Annotated in this window: 20 protein-coding genes and 4 pseudogenes; 6 read left to right on the forward strand and 18 right to left on the reverse strand. The window is 41.7% G+C overall.

Going from position 1 to position 15,747, the window contains the following annotated elements; all coding sequences use genetic code 11:
- Positions 1-220 precede the first annotated feature (220 nt).
- Positions 221-349, forward strand: a complete 129-nt coding sequence (locus HK413_RS19610; RefSeq protein ID WP_262886828.1) for a hypothetical protein — start codon at positions 221-223, stop codon at positions 347-349.
- A 31-nt stretch (positions 350-380) separates the two neighbouring features.
- Here the strand turns inward: HK413_RS19610 and HK413_RS07590 are convergent.
- From HK413_RS07590 to HK413_RS20970, 5 genes and pseudogenes are all read right to left on the reverse strand, one after another.
- Positions 381-952, reverse strand: a pseudogene (locus HK413_RS07590) (methionyl-tRNA formyltransferase); the annotation flags it as partial.
- A gap of 165 nt (positions 953-1,117) precedes the next feature.
- Positions 1,118-1,324, reverse strand: a complete 207-nt coding sequence (locus HK413_RS20955; protein WP_317169382.1) for an exo-beta-N-acetylmuramidase NamZ domain-containing protein — start codon at positions 1,322-1,324, stop codon at positions 1,118-1,120.
- On the reverse strand, positions 1,321-1,554 hold the full coding sequence (locus HK413_RS20960) for a hypothetical protein (protein ID WP_394353145.1): 234 nt from the start codon (positions 1,552-1,554) through the stop codon (positions 1,321-1,323). Before HK413_RS20960 ends, HK413_RS20955 begins: the two co-directional genes overlap by 4 nt.
- A gap of 89 nt (positions 1,555-1,643) precedes the next feature.
- Complete coding sequence (locus tag HK413_RS20965; protein ID WP_317169377.1) at positions 1,644-1,856, reverse strand: exo-beta-N-acetylmuramidase NamZ domain-containing protein; 213 nt, start codon at positions 1,854-1,856, stop codon at positions 1,644-1,646.
- Positions 1,783-2,337, reverse strand: coding sequence for an exo-beta-N-acetylmuramidase NamZ domain-containing protein (locus HK413_RS20970; RefSeq protein ID WP_317169378.1), 555 nt, complete (start codon positions 2,335-2,337; stop codon positions 1,783-1,785). The genes HK413_RS20965 and HK413_RS20970 overlap by 74 nt, the downstream gene beginning before the upstream one ends.
- A gap of 84 nt (positions 2,338-2,421) precedes the next feature.
- Here HK413_RS20970 and HK413_RS07600 point away from each other — a divergent pair, with 84 nt between their 5' ends.
- Positions 2,422-3,642: an ABC transporter permease gene (locus tag HK413_RS07600; protein WP_175269752.1), complete on the forward strand. Its 1,221-nt coding sequence runs from the start codon at positions 2,422-2,424 to the stop codon at positions 3,640-3,642.
- 131 nt (positions 3,643-3,773) lie between these two features.
- Here HK413_RS07600 and HK413_RS07605 read toward each other — a convergent pair whose 3' ends face one another.
- Both HK413_RS07605 and mazG read right to left on the reverse strand, forming a co-directional pair.
- Entirely contained in the window at positions 3,774-4,157 is a 384-nt protein-coding gene (locus HK413_RS07605) for a hypothetical protein (RefSeq protein ID WP_175269753.1), read from the reverse strand.
- 33 nt (positions 4,158-4,190) lie between these two features.
- Positions 4,191-4,929: pseudogene (gene mazG, locus HK413_RS07610) on the reverse strand (nucleoside triphosphate pyrophosphohydrolase).
- On the opposite strand from mazG, the gene HK413_RS19615 reads away from it, so the two are divergent.
- From HK413_RS19615 to HK413_RS07620, 3 genes are all read left to right on the forward strand, one after another.
- On the forward strand, positions 4,928-5,059 hold the full coding sequence (locus tag HK413_RS19615) for a hypothetical protein (protein ID WP_262886829.1): 132 nt from the start codon (positions 4,928-4,930) through the stop codon (positions 5,057-5,059). The pseudogene mazG and the gene HK413_RS19615 sit on opposite strands and share 2 nt — an antisense overlap.
- Before the next feature lie 74 nt (positions 5,060-5,133).
- Positions 5,134-5,295 (forward strand): hypothetical protein, encoded by a 162-nt coding sequence (locus HK413_RS07615; protein ID WP_175269754.1) that lies wholly within the window; start codon positions 5,134-5,136, stop codon positions 5,293-5,295.
- Between the two features lie 38 nt (positions 5,296-5,333).
- On the forward strand, positions 5,334-5,957 hold the full coding sequence (locus tag HK413_RS07620; protein ID WP_175269755.1) for a hypothetical protein: 624 nt from the start codon (positions 5,334-5,336) through the stop codon (positions 5,955-5,957).
- Here the strand turns inward: HK413_RS07620 and mnmD are convergent.
- The 6 genes from mnmD to HK413_RS07635 form a co-directional block, all read right to left on the reverse strand.
- Positions 5,947-6,486: a tRNA (5-methylaminomethyl-2-thiouridine)(34)-methyltransferase MnmD gene (gene mnmD, locus HK413_RS07625; RefSeq protein WP_317169384.1), complete on the reverse strand. Its 540-nt coding sequence runs from the start codon at positions 6,484-6,486 to the stop codon at positions 5,947-5,949. The genes HK413_RS07620 and mnmD overlap by 11 nt on opposite strands.
- Positions 6,444-6,614 carry a hypothetical protein gene (locus tag HK413_RS17305; RefSeq protein WP_246230012.1) on the reverse strand — a complete coding sequence of 57 codons (171 nt, stop codon included), beginning with the start codon at positions 6,612-6,614 and terminating at the stop codon, positions 6,444-6,446. Before HK413_RS17305 ends, mnmD begins: the two co-directional genes overlap by 43 nt.
- Before the next feature lie 2 nt (positions 6,615-6,616).
- Positions 6,617-6,850, reverse strand: coding sequence for a rhodanese-like domain-containing protein (locus HK413_RS17310; protein WP_317169379.1), 234 nt, complete (start codon positions 6,848-6,850; stop codon positions 6,617-6,619).
- A 115-nt stretch (positions 6,851-6,965) separates the two neighbouring features.
- Complete coding sequence (locus tag HK413_RS07630; protein WP_246230014.1) at positions 6,966-7,952, reverse strand: MBL fold metallo-hydrolase; 987 nt, start codon at positions 7,950-7,952, stop codon at positions 6,966-6,968.
- Positions 7,953-8,062: 110 nt separating this feature from the next.
- A complete protein-coding gene (locus HK413_RS17315; protein WP_246230016.1) occupies positions 8,063-8,539 on the reverse strand; it encodes a M13-type metalloendopeptidase in 477 nt (158 codons plus the stop codon).
- The gene (locus HK413_RS07635) at positions 8,508-10,133 is read right to left on the reverse strand and encodes a M13 family metallopeptidase (RefSeq protein WP_246230017.1); all 1,626 of its coding nucleotides are present in this window, start codon (positions 10,131-10,133) and stop codon (positions 8,508-8,510) included. The genes HK413_RS17315 and HK413_RS07635 overlap by 32 nt, the downstream gene beginning before the upstream one ends.
- 475 nt (positions 10,134-10,608) lie before the next feature.
- On the opposite strand from HK413_RS07635, the pseudogene HK413_RS07640 reads away from it, so the two are divergent.
- A pseudogene (locus HK413_RS07640) lies at positions 10,609-11,060 on the forward strand (type I restriction enzyme HsdR N-terminal domain-containing protein).
- On the opposite strand, the gene HK413_RS07645 reads toward HK413_RS07640, so the two are convergent.
- From HK413_RS07645 to HK413_RS22120, 5 genes and pseudogenes are all read right to left on the reverse strand, one after another.
- Complete coding sequence (locus HK413_RS07645) at positions 11,026-12,879, reverse strand: ATP-binding protein (protein ID WP_175269756.1); 1,854 nt, start codon at positions 12,877-12,879, stop codon at positions 11,026-11,028. The pseudogene HK413_RS07640 and the gene HK413_RS07645 overlap by 35 nt on opposite strands.
- A gap of 144 nt (positions 12,880-13,023) precedes the next feature.
- Positions 13,024-13,446 (reverse strand): hypothetical protein, encoded by a 423-nt coding sequence (locus HK413_RS22105; RefSeq protein WP_246230019.1) that lies wholly within the window; start codon positions 13,444-13,446, stop codon positions 13,024-13,026.
- Positions 13,440-13,691, reverse strand: a complete 252-nt coding sequence (locus tag HK413_RS22110; RefSeq protein ID WP_394353146.1) for a class I tRNA ligase family protein — start codon at positions 13,689-13,691, stop codon at positions 13,440-13,442. The genes HK413_RS22105 and HK413_RS22110 overlap by 7 nt, the downstream gene beginning before the upstream one ends.
- Complete coding sequence (locus HK413_RS22115) at positions 13,648-13,938, reverse strand: class I tRNA ligase family protein (protein WP_394353147.1); 291 nt, start codon at positions 13,936-13,938, stop codon at positions 13,648-13,650. Before HK413_RS22115 ends, HK413_RS22110 begins: the two co-directional genes overlap by 44 nt.
- 21 nt (positions 13,939-13,959) lie before the next feature.
- Positions 13,960-15,662 (reverse strand): annotated as a pseudogene (locus HK413_RS22120) (valine--tRNA ligase); the annotation flags it as partial.
- Between the last annotated feature and the right edge of the window lie 85 nt (positions 15,663-15,747).

A 15,747-nucleotide genomic window follows, 5' to 3' on the forward strand; every position in this document is an offset into this window, starting at 1 on the left:
AACAGTACCTAATTAATTTTCATTAGTTTCGCTAAGTTTTCTAAAATCGCCGGCACATCAGCAGGTCATGAACCTATTTTTACGAAAAAAAGTTATGTCATTAGCTCCCACCTATTACCGCCCATAACCCTGCTTCCAGCTGAACGTTTATTAACCATCATGGCGGGCTTACACTGAATAACAGCTCATGATAGTATTATCATAATTTAAAAGTATACGGATGAAAATCGTGTTTATGGGTACGCCGCAGTTTGCTGTGGCATCGTTAGATGAATTAATAAAGCCGGAGCCCGTAATTACCGCACGCGATAAACCTGCCGACGCGGGCAGAAGGTTACCGAGTCGGTAATTAAAATGGCTTATCGACCCACAAGTTTAACTGGGTGCTCATTATAACGGCCGCTTTCAACTGCCTTAACGGTTTTTACCAACAAGCCGGCACCTTTATGCATTAAGCGGTCATGCAGCTCGCCGGCAGTTTCGTGGCCGGTAAGCGTTACTTTTCGGTAAACAATACATTACCGGTATCAATTTCATGTTTCAGGAAAAATGTGGTAACGCCGCTTTCTTTTTCGCCGTTAATTAACACCCAGTTTAACGGTGCTGCACCTCTATAGTTGGGCAATAATGATGCGTGTAAGTTTATGGTTCCTTTATCGGGCATATTCCAAACTTCTTCGGGCAGCATCCTAAAGGCTACTACTACTTGCAGGTCGGCATCTAATGATCTTAGTTCGGCTAAAAAATCGGGGTCCTTTAAATTTGTGGGTTGTAATACGCGTAAGCCATTTGCAACGGCATACTGCTTTACTGCCGACTCGGTAACCTTCTGCCCGCGTCCGGCAGGTTTATCGGGTGCGGTAATTACGCCTACAATATCGGCTCCGGCTTTTATTAATTCATCTAACGATGCCACAGCAAACTGCGGCGTACCCATAAACACGATTTTCATCCGTATACTTTTTTAAATTATGATAATACTATCATGAGCTGTTATTCAGTGTAAGCCCGCCATGATGGTTATGGTGAAAATATAATAATTTTATCTGGTTATTTAAACTTGTAATAAGTAAAAACCTTAAAAATTGTTTAAATGTTAAGCTATCCCTAAAACCAATTATTGATATAATAAATATTTGTGGCGCATTGTCTTGTATTTGTTTAAACCAACTGCCCAGCTTTGGCGTATTTCAGCTTCTGTTTTGCCAGTTTCAATTTGTTTTCTAAGCTCTTCTGTACCTGCCAGTTTTGTGAAATAGGCATTAAAAAAATGCGCCTTGTCCGGAAAGCTCTTATATAAGCCAATTAACCATGATAAGTTTATCCGGCCGCTTTTTTCAGGGCGCCGGTGTAGTAATTTTTAAGATCAATACCATAACAAATTTTATTTTTTTGCGGCGGTTCTTCACTCATCCCGGGTATGCTTACCGGCGTAAACGAGAAGCTATACTTACCTTTTAACAACGGATGCCCGATCTGTACAAATGGTAACATAGTACCCCGGCCCAAACTAAAGGTTGTACCCTCAAACAAGCAAGTGCTTGGATACAGCAAAATGGATTGATTGGTATTTAAATTTGGCGATGGGTTAACCGGTAATATATAAGTTGCTGCATGGTTATAATTAGCCAGCTTAATGATTTTTAGCTTGCACTGTACCGGTTTTTTAACCAGCCTTCACCGTTTATCATTTGTGCGTATTCGGCAATTGTCATACCATGTGCAATAGGGATAGGATGCATGCCCACAAATGATTTGTAATTGGTATCTAATACCGGTCCGTCAATGATAGTTCCGTTGGGGTTGGGCCGGTCTAATATCAACAGTTCGATATTGTTTTCGGCACAAGCTTCCATTATATAATGCAGGGTTGATATATAGGTGTAAAAGCGTACACCCACGTCCACGGATATCAAATACCATCACATCAATGCCTTTCAGGTCATCAACCGTAGGTTTATAATGTTTACTGCCATAAAGCGATATTACAGGTATGCCGGTTTTTGCATCAACCTCATTGCCTACAGCGGCGCCATTGCTGGCATTGCCTCTAAAACCATGTTCGGGGCCATAAATCTTCTTAATTTTTACGCCAAGTTTTAATAAGCTATCGGGGCTGGGTGTTTTATTTTTACCAATAATGGAAGTTTGGTTAACTACCATCCCCACATTTTTACCTTTAAGGTAGTTTACATACAGTTTTGTTTGGTCGGCACCGGTAACTATGGGTTTATCAATTTTATGTGCTGGTGTTTTACCCGGTTGAGCATAGGCCTCAACAATCAATGGTAATAATGCCATTAGCAGATACAGAAAAAGATATTTTATTTGCTTCATATAGATTTGATGTCTTTAAATTAAAAACGCCTTTTTACGTGGTAAAACTGCATATTTGCTAAGTTACTAAAAATCATTACAGCATTGAATTTCGCATCATTTATAGCGGGCCGTATTTCATTTAGATCTAAACGTACATTTTCAAAACTGATTGTGCGCATAGCGATAGTTGGGATTATGCTGGGCCTTGGCGTTATGATCTTATCGATGGCTATTATTCGGGGATTTAAAAATGAGATCAAGGAGAAAGTACGCGGGTTTGACGGTGACATTAAAGTAGTTAAATATGACCTGAACAGCTCTTACGAAAATTCTCCATTTGTAAAGGCTGATACATTTGAGAACCTTGCTATAAAAAGCGGAGCTATTACACATATAATGCCTTTTGCCACTAAGCCAGGTATTATTAAAGCACATAACGAAATTGAAGGCGTGGTGCTTAAAGGAGTGGACAGCACGTACCAATGGGACTTTTTGAAGGCCAACCTTGCTGCGGGTACAGTAATTGATTTTTCTGATACAACCCGTGCAAAAACACAATTAATGATATCGCAAACCATAGCCAACCGGTTGAAGCTTAAAGTTGGCGATGCCCTGATGATGTATTTTGTGCAGGAACCATTACGGCGCAGGCCATTTAAGGTTGTAGGGATTTTTGACACCAGTATTGAAGAGATCGACAAAACTTATGTTATTGGCGATATTTCACTAATAAAACGACTGAATAATTGGGAGCCGGATGAAATTGGCGGCTATGAATTACGGGTTGCCGATTTTGATCAGCTTGATCATGCTGCCAATGTGGTTAATGATGCGTTGCCACCACGACTTAGATTAACTACCGTATTTGAAAATTTCCCTCTGATATTTGAGTGGTTGCCCTTGCTGGATGTAAACGCCCGGGTAATGCTTATTTTGATGTTGGCTGTTGCCGTAATTAACATGATATCGGCCCTGCTGATAATGATACTGGAGCGTACCGCTATGATAGGCATATTAAAAGCTATGGGCGCTAAAAACTGGGCGATACAAAAAGTGTTTTTATACAACGCTTCGTATCTTATTGGTTTAGGATTGCTGTTTGGAAATATATTTGGATTAGGGTTAAGCTGGATGCAATATAAAACACATTTTTTTAAGCTGGATCCGGAATCGTACTATATGACATTTGTACCTATACAACTTAAACTGGCCGATGTAGTATTGCTAAATATTGGTACTATGGTTATTTGTTTGCTGGTACTTGTTATCCCATCCATGCTGGTATCCAGGATCTCGCCGGTAAAAGCTATCCAGTATAAATAACCGGTAAATAAAAAGCCGGTATTTATCAAAAATATCGGCCATTAATCAGGTTATCGGGGATATGGTTAATTACATTTTCTTTAAGGTATAAATACATCTTATCGTATCTGTTGGCAAACCGCTGCTTATCTTTAAATTAGTGCCATCATAAGTATAGGTATAAAAGCCCGAGAGGTGAGTTTTTTAGGCGAATATTTATACGGATAGGTAATATCATCAAACGACATATTTACAAAATCTTCGCTAAAGCTTCCATAGCTGCCGGCATGTGCGGTAGTGGTATCGCCGGTTACGGCAAAACCGGTATTTGTTGATAGCACCAGTTTTAACATAGCCCTGGTAGTATCGTATTTATAGGTTAGGCGGTTTTTGTGGATACGGCTAAATTCGCCAGTAAATGTGCCTAAGGGGTAACCCAGATTATTAGAATCGAAAGCAGGGTCTTTATAACTCTTAATACAACCGGCTATAACAACCAGCAGCAGGAGTAATAAATAAATAGCTTTCCGTTTCATATTCAGTTTTGTGCCGTGCACAACCCGGCTATTCTATTTTATCTTTTTGGCCTCGTTCCAAAATACATCCATTTCGGCCAGGCTCATGTTTTGTAATTGGTTACCGCTTTCGGCGGCTTTACTTTCAAGGTATTGAAACCGTTTTATAAACTTGCGGTTAGTCTTTTCCAACGCATCCTCGGGGTTTATATTAATAAACCTTGCATAATTTATTAAAGAGAACAACAGGTCACCAAATTCACCCTCCGCCTTTTCGTGATCTATATTCGCCTCGTCCTCGGCATTAAATTCGTTTTTAAACTCTTGCAGTTCTTCTTCAACTTTGGCCCATACCGGCTTTTCTCTTCCCAGTCAAACCCCACACCACGGGCTTTTTCCTGTATGCGCGATGCTTTTACCAATGCAGGTAATGATGCCGGCACACCACCTAAAACAGATTTGTTACCTTCTTTTAGCTTTATCTGCTCCCAGTTGCGCTTAACATCGTTCTCGTCATTAACCTCAACATCGCTATAAATATGGGGGTGACGATTAATCAGCTTATCGCATATACTGTTAAGTACGTCGGTAATATTAAAATGGTTGCCTTCGGATGCTATCCTTGCATAAAAAACCGGGTGCAGCATAATATCGCCCAACTCCTTCTTTATTTCGGGCATATCGGCGCTTAGTATCGAGTCGGATAATTCATAAACTTCCTCGATAGTTAAGTGCCTTAAACTTTCAAGGGTTTGCTTTTTATCCCGGGGCAATTTAAACGCAGATCGTCCATGATGGTTAATAAACGTTCGAAAGCTGAAGCAGGGTTATGGGCGGTAATAGGTGGGGCTAATGACATAGCTTTTTTCGTAAAAATAAGGTTCATGACCCATATTACCCCGACTATTGCCGGCGATTTTTAGAAAACTTAGCAAAAACCTAACATGAAATTAATTAGGTACTGTTAACTTAGTGTTTACATCCAATACCAAACCATATGATCAGGAAAATCTACGCTTCACTGCTAGCCATAATATTTTTTACCGCGCCGGGTTATGCCCAGGATTTAAAAGATGGGGCCGATGCTTCATTAACGCAGCCACAGCCATTTTTATTTACCATCAGTACGCTTAATCCATCCGGACGCACCGGAGCTTAAACTACTCAGGCGGATATGGCGAGCGAACCGTTACACCATTGGGCTATAACGGCGTCGATCAAAACTTTGCTGTTAAAGGCTATTTAGGGGCAAACATTACTATGTTGGTTTCGGCAGGTATTGGTTTCGGGAAAGATGGTCAGGTGAATAGTTTGCAGCAAGCAGAATTTTTACGCGACTTCATCGGCGGAAATTTGCCGACTGATTTACGGATAGGGGCCAGCCCGGGCTTTAGGCGTGAGTTCAACAATAGCAAAGTAGCGCTGACACGCATTACTGCGGCTTACGATAAACCTAACTGGAAACTGGGTGCTAACGTACGATTTGAAAGAGCATTTGCAACCGGCAGGGACGGTGTTGATGTTATCAGTAGCTTAGGCGTGCACCATAAAATTAGTAACCAGTTTTTTGGCGGCATAGAAGCAGTAGGGCAGGACCTTGAAGGCTTTTGGGAAACTGATGAAGCCGAAGGCGGCGCAAGATTATTGATAGGCCCCTCATTAAATTATTCGCCGGTTAGTTCGCGTTTAGCATTTACTTTATGCGGCGGGCCAATAATTTATGCTACCCGCAGTTCATCAACAACCGTGGCATTTCCGGTGCGCGAGCTGCCGACTACAAATGGCTTCACAATGAAGTTTAACGTGGGATTTAAATTTTAACAGCTCGTAACATTTCGCGCTTACCTGCCGCGCCGGGTATCTTTTGTATTTGCAGCCCCAAGCCTTTTAACATGCGTTTCAGGTTACCGGTAATGGCATATGTAACAAATACGCCACCGGATTTTAAAAAGCTAACCGTATGGGCAATAGCTTCCTCGTTCCACATTTCGGGTTGATGGGCAGCGGCGAATGCATCGAAATAGATAACGTTAAATTTCTCTTCCGAACGGAAATTCATCAGTTCACAGCCGGCTATTTGCAGGTTGCTGTATGGGTTTAATACTGTGGGTGCGGTTAAAGCCGATTGGTAATTTTTTATTAAGGATTCCCGGGTTCCTGTAGTTACATATTGGTCGTAACCTGTACTGCTCATTAACTCATCAGTTAAGGGATAGGCCTCAATGCCCGTATAGTTGAGCTCGATTTTGTTAACGGTACAAAAATCAGCGGTCAATAAGAAATTAAGCCCGGTGCCAAAACCTACTTCTAATACAGATACCTTTTTTGCAAGATTATTATCCAGAAATATTGGAACCCTGCGTTTAAAAACACATGGCGGCTCTCCTGCAACGCCCCATTTACTGAATGATAATTCTCGCCAACCTGCGGATTGTAAATTGTGTTAGAGCCGTCGGCAGTTTTTACAAGCTCAAGCATAATTAGTGTGTTAAGCCAAAGTCAGTAATGGCATCGCTCAGATCATAAACCGGGGTCGAGCTTATCCTGCCTGCAACAATACTGGTTGCTGCTGCCGAGCGGTAGCCTGCCGCGCAATGCACCACAATAGGTCTTCCTGTCGGGATCTCGTGCAGACGGTTGCGCAACTCGGGCAAAGGGATAGTTAATGCGTTATCAAAGATCTTTCCTTCGCTTACTTCGCTACGGTTTCGCACATCAATTATGGTATAACTATTTGGCGATGATTTAAAAGCATCCGGTCAATAACTGCCGAAGTGTGGTTGGCATTTGCGGGGGTTAATAAAGCAGTTTTAATGTTTTGCTCATAACCTATTTTAGCGGCTTTTTTATAACGGTATCCAGCGCGTCGTCAGTTGCGGCTATCAGGTAAAATTTTTCATGAGGCTCAATAATTGAGCCTAACCGGGTTTCAAACTTACCACCATCCTGCAGGTTAATGGCCCCTTTTAAATGGCCGGCCGCAAACGCTTCTTTGCTGCGGGTGTCAATAACCACGACTCCTTTTTCTAAATCGACATTCTCTTTTGTAACCTTTCCAATGCTTTGTTTAAATGCAGGCGCGCCTTCTTTGTTCAGGTCTACATCAAAGCCAAAATAATGCGGTACAAAGGGCTGATCGGTAGTTATAACTTTCACAAATTCATCTTCGCCGGCAATTTGCAGGGCGTAGTTTTCGCGCAGTTCGCGGCCTATAGTGCTGTCCAAATCAGGGCTCATGTTTTTACCGCAAAGCGATCCGGGACCATGTGCCGGATAAACCGTAACATGATGCGGCAGCATCATTAGCTTATCGCGCAACGAATGATACATTTGCCTGGCCAATACTTCTTTTTTAGCGGTGATATTTCCGGCGTTTTCCCGCAGATCGGGCCGGCCTACATCGCCAACAAATAAAGTATCGCCGGTAAATAGGGCCTGTTCTTTACCATCCTCATCCTCCAACAAAATACAAATCGAATCAGGCGAATGGCCGGGCGTGTTTATGGCTTTGAGTTTGATATCAGCTAAATAAATAATATCACCATCATCAAAGCTTTCGTGCGGGTAAGCAGCGCCAACCAGCTTACTGCAATATATAATGGCACCGGTAGTTTGATGGATCTCTAAATGCGAGCTTACAAAATCAGCGTGGGGATGGGTTTCAATAACACCTACGATATCAGCCTCATGCAGCTGCGCAAAATCATAATATGGCTGCGGGTCGCGGCTCGGGTCAATCACTATCATCTTTGCATCGCGTATAATAGCGTATGATGCATGGGCCAAACCTGTATCGTAAAATTGATTAATGATCATTTACCAGCAAAGATAACTATTTCAATGTATTCGGCAGGTCACATTAAATAACAAAGCCCGGCTAAAACCGGGCTTTGTTGTTACTTTATTTAAAGGATCGTATCAGGGCTTTACCAAACCTTAATTCTATCCTCAGGCTTTTTATATAATTTATCGCCGGGGCGTACATTAAATGCTTTGTACCGGGCATCCATATTGGTTAATGCGGCAAAAGCACGATACTGGCCCGGTGAATGCGGATCAACCAAAACCAATTGTGCAGCGGTTTCCGGGCGGGCCGAACCTCTCCACACCTGCGCGAATGAAAGGAAGAAACGCTGATCGGGCGTAAAGCCGTCAATCTTAACGTTTGATTTGCCTTGTTTGGTTTTCTTAAATGCTTCGTAAGCAACGTTTAAGCCGCCAAGGTCGGCAAGGTTCTCGCCTAATGTCAGGCGGCCGTTTACATGTAAACTATCATTAACCGTATACGCATTAAACTGCTCAACTACTTTATCAGCACGCTCTTTAAACTTGTCAGCATCAGCCTTGGTCCACCAGTCGTGCAATGAACCATCAAAATCCGATTGGCGGCCCCTGGTCGTCAAAACCGTGAGTCATTTCGTGACCTATTACAGCGCCGATACCGCCATAATTTACAGCGTCGTCAGCAGCGAAATCAAAGAAAGGGTACTGTAAAATACCTGCCGGGAAAGTGATCTCATTTTTAGTAGAACTGTAGTTGGCATTTACAGTTGGCGGCGTCATGTTAAAGCGGGTTTTATCAACCGGTTTACCTAACTGGCTAAGGTTAAAGTTATATTTCCATTGCGAAACGCGACGCAGGTTACCTATGTAATCATTGCGTTCAATAACCAGGCCTTTGTAGGTTTCCCATTTATCAGCATAACCAATTTTAACGCTGAAAGCGGCTAACTTTTTAAGCGCGTGCGCCTTAGTTTCGTCGCTCATCCAGTCAAGGCGTTTAATACGGTCGCCTAAAACACTTTTAAGGTTGTTTACCGGGTTTATCATGTAAGTTTTGGCAGCAGGCTTAAAGTATTTGGCAACATATAGCTGGCCCAATAAATCGCCCATGCTTTGGTCGACAGTTGATGCCATACGCTCATAACGCGGTGTTTGAACTTTCTGGCCCGTTAAAACGCTGCTAAAATCAAATGATGCCCTTACAAACGGCGAGCTTAAAGAATTAGCAGAACCTTTTAAAATACCCCAGGTTAAGTAAGTTTTAAGGTCATCTACAATTGTTGATCCAACAACATCATCCTCCGCCTTAAAGAAGTTAGGGTTGTCAATAATTACACTGTCTTGTCCCGGAGCTTTTAATTGTGGTAATATGGTTATCCAGTTAAAGTGTGGGGTGAGGTGTTTAAAGTCAACCACCAACATTTTATTATAGCGCTTATTTGCGTCGCGCATTTCAACACGGCTTAATTGTGCTTTAGCCAGTTTGGTTTCAATGCTAAAAATCGCATCGGCATTTTTTATTGCCTGTTTGGTATCTGTACCAATTAATGAGAATAAATTAACAATATACTGCTTATAGGCATTCTGAATTTTAACCGTACGTGCATCATCTTTTAAATAATAATCGCGATCTGGCAGGGTAGTACCGCCTTGCGAGAAATATACGGCATTAACATTTGGGTGTTTTGAATCAGCGCTTACGCCAAAACCAAAAAACGGCGAACCGATAGCGTGGTTGCGTTCGTAAGTTGCTTCTGCCACCACATCATCCGAAGTGCGGATAAGGGCAATGCGTTCCAGATCAGCTTTAATTGGGTCATAGCCACGTTTTTCGATGGTTAAAGAATCCATGCCACTGGCATACATATCGCCAACACGTTGTTTTACACTACCCTTTAGTCCGGATGTTTTGCTGGCATCTTTAAGGATACTAACAACATGGTCGATATTATCCTGGTTTAAAATAATGAACGAGCCCCAGCGGGTTTGTTTGGCCGGTATGGGATTGTTTTTATCCGGTACCATTGGCGTATTCAAAAAATCATCCCCCGGCTTTACAGAAAGGTTCATGTTTGCCGGGTCGATAAACTTACGGGGAGGTTTTGGCTTTGGCTTGTCAATAACAAAAGCAGTGGCAGCAAGGCATACGCCCCCGCCATAATTAAATGAGCGAATTTTATTTTCATGAGAATAATTGAGTTCAGTTAAGTGCAATAATAAATAAAATTAAGTAATTGTTAAATGTGCGAATATCACTTATTGATATTTTTTGTCAAGTAATTTTTACACCGGTATAGCTTGTTAATGCGGTAGTAAAATTGGGCATTTTTGGGGTATTAAGGCTTTAGCCGGTAGTAAAATTGGGCATTTTTGGGGCATTAAGGCTTTAACCGGTAGTAAAAATCGGTGTTTTTCGGGTATAGGTGGTGATGCCGGTAGTAAGATTTTTGCACAAGTAGTTGTTTGTTAGATATTTATAAAAAAAAAAGTGCTGTTTTGCTTGTTTAGCGCAATGATTTTTTGTTGTAAACAATAGGTTAAAAGAACGGTGGTTGAGCGTTACTAATTTACTAAAAAGGATTGGTTATAGTGGTGACAGGATATTTACAAGAGCAGGGCGCCAGGGCTATGCCATTTAGATAACAAATAATGATTTTGAATTTTTACTTTTGAATTTTAATATACCTTCATGCTGCAACCCTTAAACTTGCCCCCTCATCCTTTTAAAATAACCGACGAGAACGGGCAGCTAAGTTTATTTGACGAGATCCGTAAACGCAATATCATCCTTACGCCCGAAGAGTGGGTGCGCCAGCATTTTGTTCAGTATCTTATCAATCAAAAACAGTATCCTAAAAGCTTACTGAAGTTAGAAGGGGGCATAAGCTGTACGGTAAGCAAAAACGATCAGACATTATATGTTTTAACCCGGCGGGCGACAAGATTTTATTGGTGGAATGTAAGGCGCCGTCAGTAGTTATAAATCAGAAGGTGTTCGACCAAATAGCACGTTATAACATTGTACATAAAATTGGCTTATTAGCAGTTACTAACGGCCTGCAGCATTTCTATTGCCGCATCAACTTCGCACAAAACAGTTACCAATTTATTGAGGAACTACCGGGCTATCAACAAGGTTAAACTTAGGGGCGGTTGATGATTTGCTTACCAGGTTCTGGATCTTCTCAAACAACTCGTTAGGTTTAAACGGTTTTGACACGTAATCATCCATTCCCGACTCCTGAACTTGTTCCCTGATATCAAACAGCGCAGAGGCTGTTAGGGCAATGATAGGGATCGCTGATTTTTGAGGATTAGGCATTTTCCGGATCTCTCTGGCGGCATCAAACCCATTCATTACGGGCATTTGCAGGTCCATTAGGATAATATCGAAGTTGCCATACTGCACCAGTTCAACCGCGCGCTCACCATTTTCTGCAATGGATGGGGTAATATTCCATTTTGATAACAGCTTCTTCATCAGCATTACATTTACCGGGTTATCTTCGGCAATAAGCATGCGTACAGTACTTAAGCTTTCGCTGTTTTCAATTACATGCTGTGGGTGATTGATACTGGCCGGCTCAAAAGTTTCTGTTGATACCGGGAACTCCATATTAAATGAGAACTCCGACCCAATACCCGGCTGGCTATCTACTTTTATTTTTAGCCCCTGTAATTCAAGCAGGCGCTTAACAATAGCCAGGCCTAAGCCTGTGCCACCATACTGGCGGGTAGTACTGGTAGACTCCTGGATAAAAGGTTCAAAAATTATATTAAGGCGGTTTTGCTCTATTCCTATCCCGGTATCTTTAACAGAGAAGTTTACGGTTACAAGGTTATGCCTGTCTTCAATACAAGCAGCTTTCACAGTTATGTTGCCGTTTGCGGTAAATTTAATTGCATTGCTTACCAGGTTAAATATAATCTGTGTCATCCGTGTAGGGTCGCCAAACAATACCTTCCTGCTTAATGAACTATCCACATCCAGTTTAAACAATATGCCTTTAGTTTGCGCGGTCATCATCAGGCCGCCGCAAATATTATGCATCAGCTCAACCATATTAAACTTAGTATTTTCAAAAACCAGTTTGCCCGATTCAATCTTGTTAAAGTCCAACACGTCATTAACAATAGATAACAGGTTACCCGCTGAAAATTTCAGTACTTCGAGGTTTTCGCGCTGATCAGGCCTTGGGTTACCGGCCATCAGTAAATTACTCATGCCTATTACAGCATTTAGCGGTGTCCTGATCTCGTGCGACATGGTAGAAAGGAACTCTGATTTTGCTTCGGATGATTTTTGGGCCTTCTCCATTGCCTCTTCAAATTCGGCACTAAGGCTGCTTTGCTTTTCGCTGGTTTCTCTTAATTCTTTTATGCTTTTAATAAAGGCGTTGTAAAAATGGCTATGAATAAAAGCAATCAGTATAAAGCAGGCAAACGTACTTATGATTTTGGTTGTATCATCTACCTTTTCCGGTCGTAAATTAATGATATAGCTATTATTATACTTTAATACCGACAGTAATACTACGGGTATAATATTTATTAACGAGTAAATTAATCCCACCTTTTGCCCCAGCATATAAAAGCTAAAAAGCAATATCATTATTATAACCTCAATGGTAACTATATCTACATCCTGTATGGCTATATAAGTATCAATAAGGTTTACCGGGGTGCCTACAACAAGAATAACGTGTGATATCAGGATCCACCGGGGCCTGTAAGTAAGCCATTTAAATAGTATTGCCGATGTTAAAAACAATGCCCCTGTTGTGTAACTTAGTATGGGGTGCTGCTGATAGAATATATCTGCAGTCAATACAAACAAGGTACAGAAAGAAAGTGCTAAGCCATAATATAATAAACGTAAACGGGCATTATCCGAGATTGAAAGATCAGCACATAGTATTCTTCGGATCGAGAAATTAAAAACCCGTACGTTTTTGTTCATAACCAATTGTTTAGCATTGCACTAACCAATGGAATTATATATTAATGATTATGTTAGTAACCCTTTAATTTATAATCTCAAAGATTTGCACATTCATACTACACAATTAGTTTGCCAATCCCGCTAATCCTTCTTCTATGATCTTTAATTTTGCTTCTGCATCGGTTCTCTTTTTTGCTCGGCCTCAATCACCTCTGGCTTGGCGTTGCTCATAAAGCGCTCATTGGTTAGTTTGGCGTTAACTGATTTTAAGAACCCTGTTAAATAATCTTTCTCCTTTTGAAGTCTTTCTGTTTCGGCGGCAACATCAATATTCTCTTTTAACGACACATAAAACTCATCAGTTAGTACTAAAAAGCTGCTTGCACCTGCAACTTTATCAGTTACCAGATTTAACTCGTTAAGGTTTGCCAGTTTAGTTAATATTGCCTTATACAACAAATAATCGATGCCGGAATTTGCTTTTACAGAAAGCGGCAACGCCTCTTTAGGCGACATCCCTTTACTGCTACGGATATTCCTAATTTGGGTTATAATTTGTTTTACGCTATCCACATCCGTTAACATACGGGAATTAATTTCCCCATTATTTGGTAATTGGGCAACAATACAGCTGTCAAGTATATCCCGCTCTCCAAAAGTTCATCATGCCATAACTCTTCAGTAATAAAAGGCATAAACGGGTGCAGTATCTTTAATATATTTTCAAAAAAGCAATGGTCTTTGTATAGGTTTCCCTGTCTATTGGCTGCAGATATACAGGTTTTATCATTTCCAGTACCAGGCGCAGAAATCGTCCCAAACCAGTTTATAGGTAGCCATTAAAGCTTCTGATAAACGGTATTGCGAGAAATCGTCGGCTATCTCTGTCAATGCCTGGTTAAACCTGCTATCAAACCAGTTTATTGCAACCGCGTTAGGATTAGGTAAAGTATCGTCAACCTCCCAACCTTTTACCAACAGGAAAGCATTCCAAACCTTGTTATAAAAATTACGGCCCTGTAGGCAATAGCTTTCATCAAACATTAAATCGTTACCGGCAGGCGAGCTTAACAGCATACCTACCCTTACGCCATCAGCACCATATTTTTCTATCAGGTCAAGCGGATCGGGAGAGTTGCCTAATGATTTTGACATTTTACGCCCCTGCTTATCGCGGACGATTCCGGTTAAGTAAACATTCTTAAACGGGACCTGGCCCCTAAATTCGTGCCCTGCCATGATCATCCGCGCTACCCAGAAAAACAGGATCTCGGGTGCGGTAACTAAATCGTTTGTTGGGTAATAGTAGTTGATGTCGGCATTATCAGGGTCTTTAAAACCATCAAATACAGATATCGGCCATAACCATGATGAAAACCGGTGTCAACTACATCCTCTTCCCGGGTTAAGTCTTGAGTTGTGAGTTGTGGGTTTTGAGTTAGTTCCTTTGCCTGAACCAAAGCCTCCTCAATAGTCTTTGCAATTACATACTGCCCATTTGGTAAATAGTAAGCAGGTATTTGCTGCCCCCACCAAAGTTGGCGGCTTATGCACCAATCTTTCACATTTTCCATCCAGTGGCGGTAGGTATTGATGAATTTTTCGGGGATCAGCTTGATCTCGCCGTTCAACACATAATCAAGCGCAGGCTTAGCCATTTCCTCCATCTTGCAAAACCATTGCATTGATAGCTTAGGCTCTATAACGGCATTGGTACGCTCGCTAAAACCTACCTGCGATTTATATTCTTCTACCTTATCCAACACGCCGGCTTCTTCCAGCATTACCGCGATTTTTTTACGCGCGGCAAAACGGTCCTCGCCTACCAATATTTCGGCTTTGGTATTTAGGGTGCCATCATCATTTAAAATATCAATAACCGGCAGGTTGTGTTTTATACCCAGTTCATAGTCATTCAAATCATGCGCGGGAGTAACCTTTAAACAGCCGGTACCAAAATCCATTTCTACGTATTCGTCCAATATCACCGGTATTTCGCGGTTTATCAGCGGTATAAATACTTTGCGGCCATGCAGGTGAAGGTATCGTTCATCATTAGGGTTGATACAAATTGCGGCATCAGCCATAATTGTTTCGGGCCTGGTAGTAGCGATGGTAAGGTATCGTGAGTTAAGCGGCGAATGGTGCGTAGCCCGGCTCTCGCTCAGCATCGACAATTCGTCGGGTACTACATTATACTTTATGTAATAAAGTTTTTGATTAACCTCTTTACGGATCACTTCCTCGTCGCTAACCGCGGTTTTACCTTGCGGGTCCCAGTTTACCATGCGGATACCGCGATAGATGAGCCCTTTTTTATACAGGTGGATAAACGTATCAATTACCGCTTCTGATAAATTATCGTCCATGGTAAATCTGGTGCGCTCCCAATCGCATGAAGCACCCAGTTTTTTAAGCTGCTCAAGGATGATACCACCATACTTTTCTTTCCACTCCCGGGCATAGCCTAAAAACTCGGGGCGGGTAAGGTCATTTTTGCTGATACCGCGCTCTTTAAGCATGGCAACAACTTTGGCCTCGGTGGCAATACTGGCATGATCTGTACCCGGCACCCAGCAGGCGTTCTTACCCTGCATACGGGCACGGCGGATCAGTACATCCTGTATAGTATTGTTTAACATATGGCCCATGTGCAATACTCCGGTAACATTGGGCGGCGGTATTACAATAGTGTAAGGCTCGCGTTCGTCGGGTACCGATCTGAAAAAGTTATTATCCAACCAGTACTTATACCATCTCTCTTCGGCTTCTTTAGGCAAATATGTTTTAGCAATACTCATAAGGATGCAAAAATAGCGTTTTGGATTAAAAGTTTTGTGGGGAATGTGAAGTATAGGGTTTTATAACGAACGCCGGGACTCACCC

It is taken from the genome of Mucilaginibacter humi, assembly GCF_013087555.1.

What these genes read in the sequence shown, in the direction of transcription:
- HK413_RS19610 (WP_262886828.1), top strand. Translation starts at nt 221, where the DNA reads ATGAAAATCGTGTTTATGGGTACGCCGCAGTTTGCTGTGGCATCGTTA.
- HK413_RS20965 (WP_317169377.1), bottom strand. Translation starts at nt 1,856, where the DNA reads ATGGAAGCTTGTGCCGAAAACAATATCGAACTGTTGATATTAGACCGG.
- HK413_RS20970 (WP_317169378.1), bottom strand. Translation starts at nt 2,337, where the DNA reads ATGAAGCAAATAAAATATCTTTTTCTGTATCTGCTAATGGCATTATTA.
- HK413_RS07605 (WP_175269753.1), bottom strand. Translation starts at nt 4,157, where the DNA reads ATGAAACGGAAAGCTATTTATTTATTACTCCTGCTGCTGGTTGTTATA.
- HK413_RS19615 (WP_262886829.1), top strand. Translation starts at nt 4,928, where the DNA reads ATGATGGTTAATAAACGTTCGAAAGCTGAAGCAGGGTTATGGGCGGTA.
- HK413_RS07615 (WP_175269754.1), top strand. Translation starts at nt 5,134, where the DNA reads ATGATCAGGAAAATCTACGCTTCACTGCTAGCCATAATATTTTTTACC.
- HK413_RS17305 (WP_246230012.1), bottom strand. Translation starts at nt 6,614, where the DNA reads ATGCTTGAGCTTGTAAAAACTGCCGACGGCTCTAACACAATTTACAAT.
- HK413_RS07630 (WP_246230014.1), bottom strand. Translation starts at nt 7,952, where the DNA reads ATGATCATTAATCAATTTTACGATACAGGTTTGGCCCATGCATCATAC.
- HK413_RS07645 (WP_175269756.1), bottom strand. Translation starts at nt 12,879, where the DNA reads ATGAACAAAAACGTACGGGTTTTTAATTTCTCGATCCGAAGAATACTA.
- HK413_RS22105 (WP_246230019.1), bottom strand. Translation starts at nt 13,446, where the DNA reads ATGTTAACGGATGTGGATAGCGTAAAACAAATTATAACCCAAATTAGG.
- HK413_RS22115 (WP_394353147.1), bottom strand. Translation starts at nt 13,938, where the DNA reads ATGCTGTTAAGCTCGCCTGCCGGTAACGATTTAATGTTTGATGAAAGC.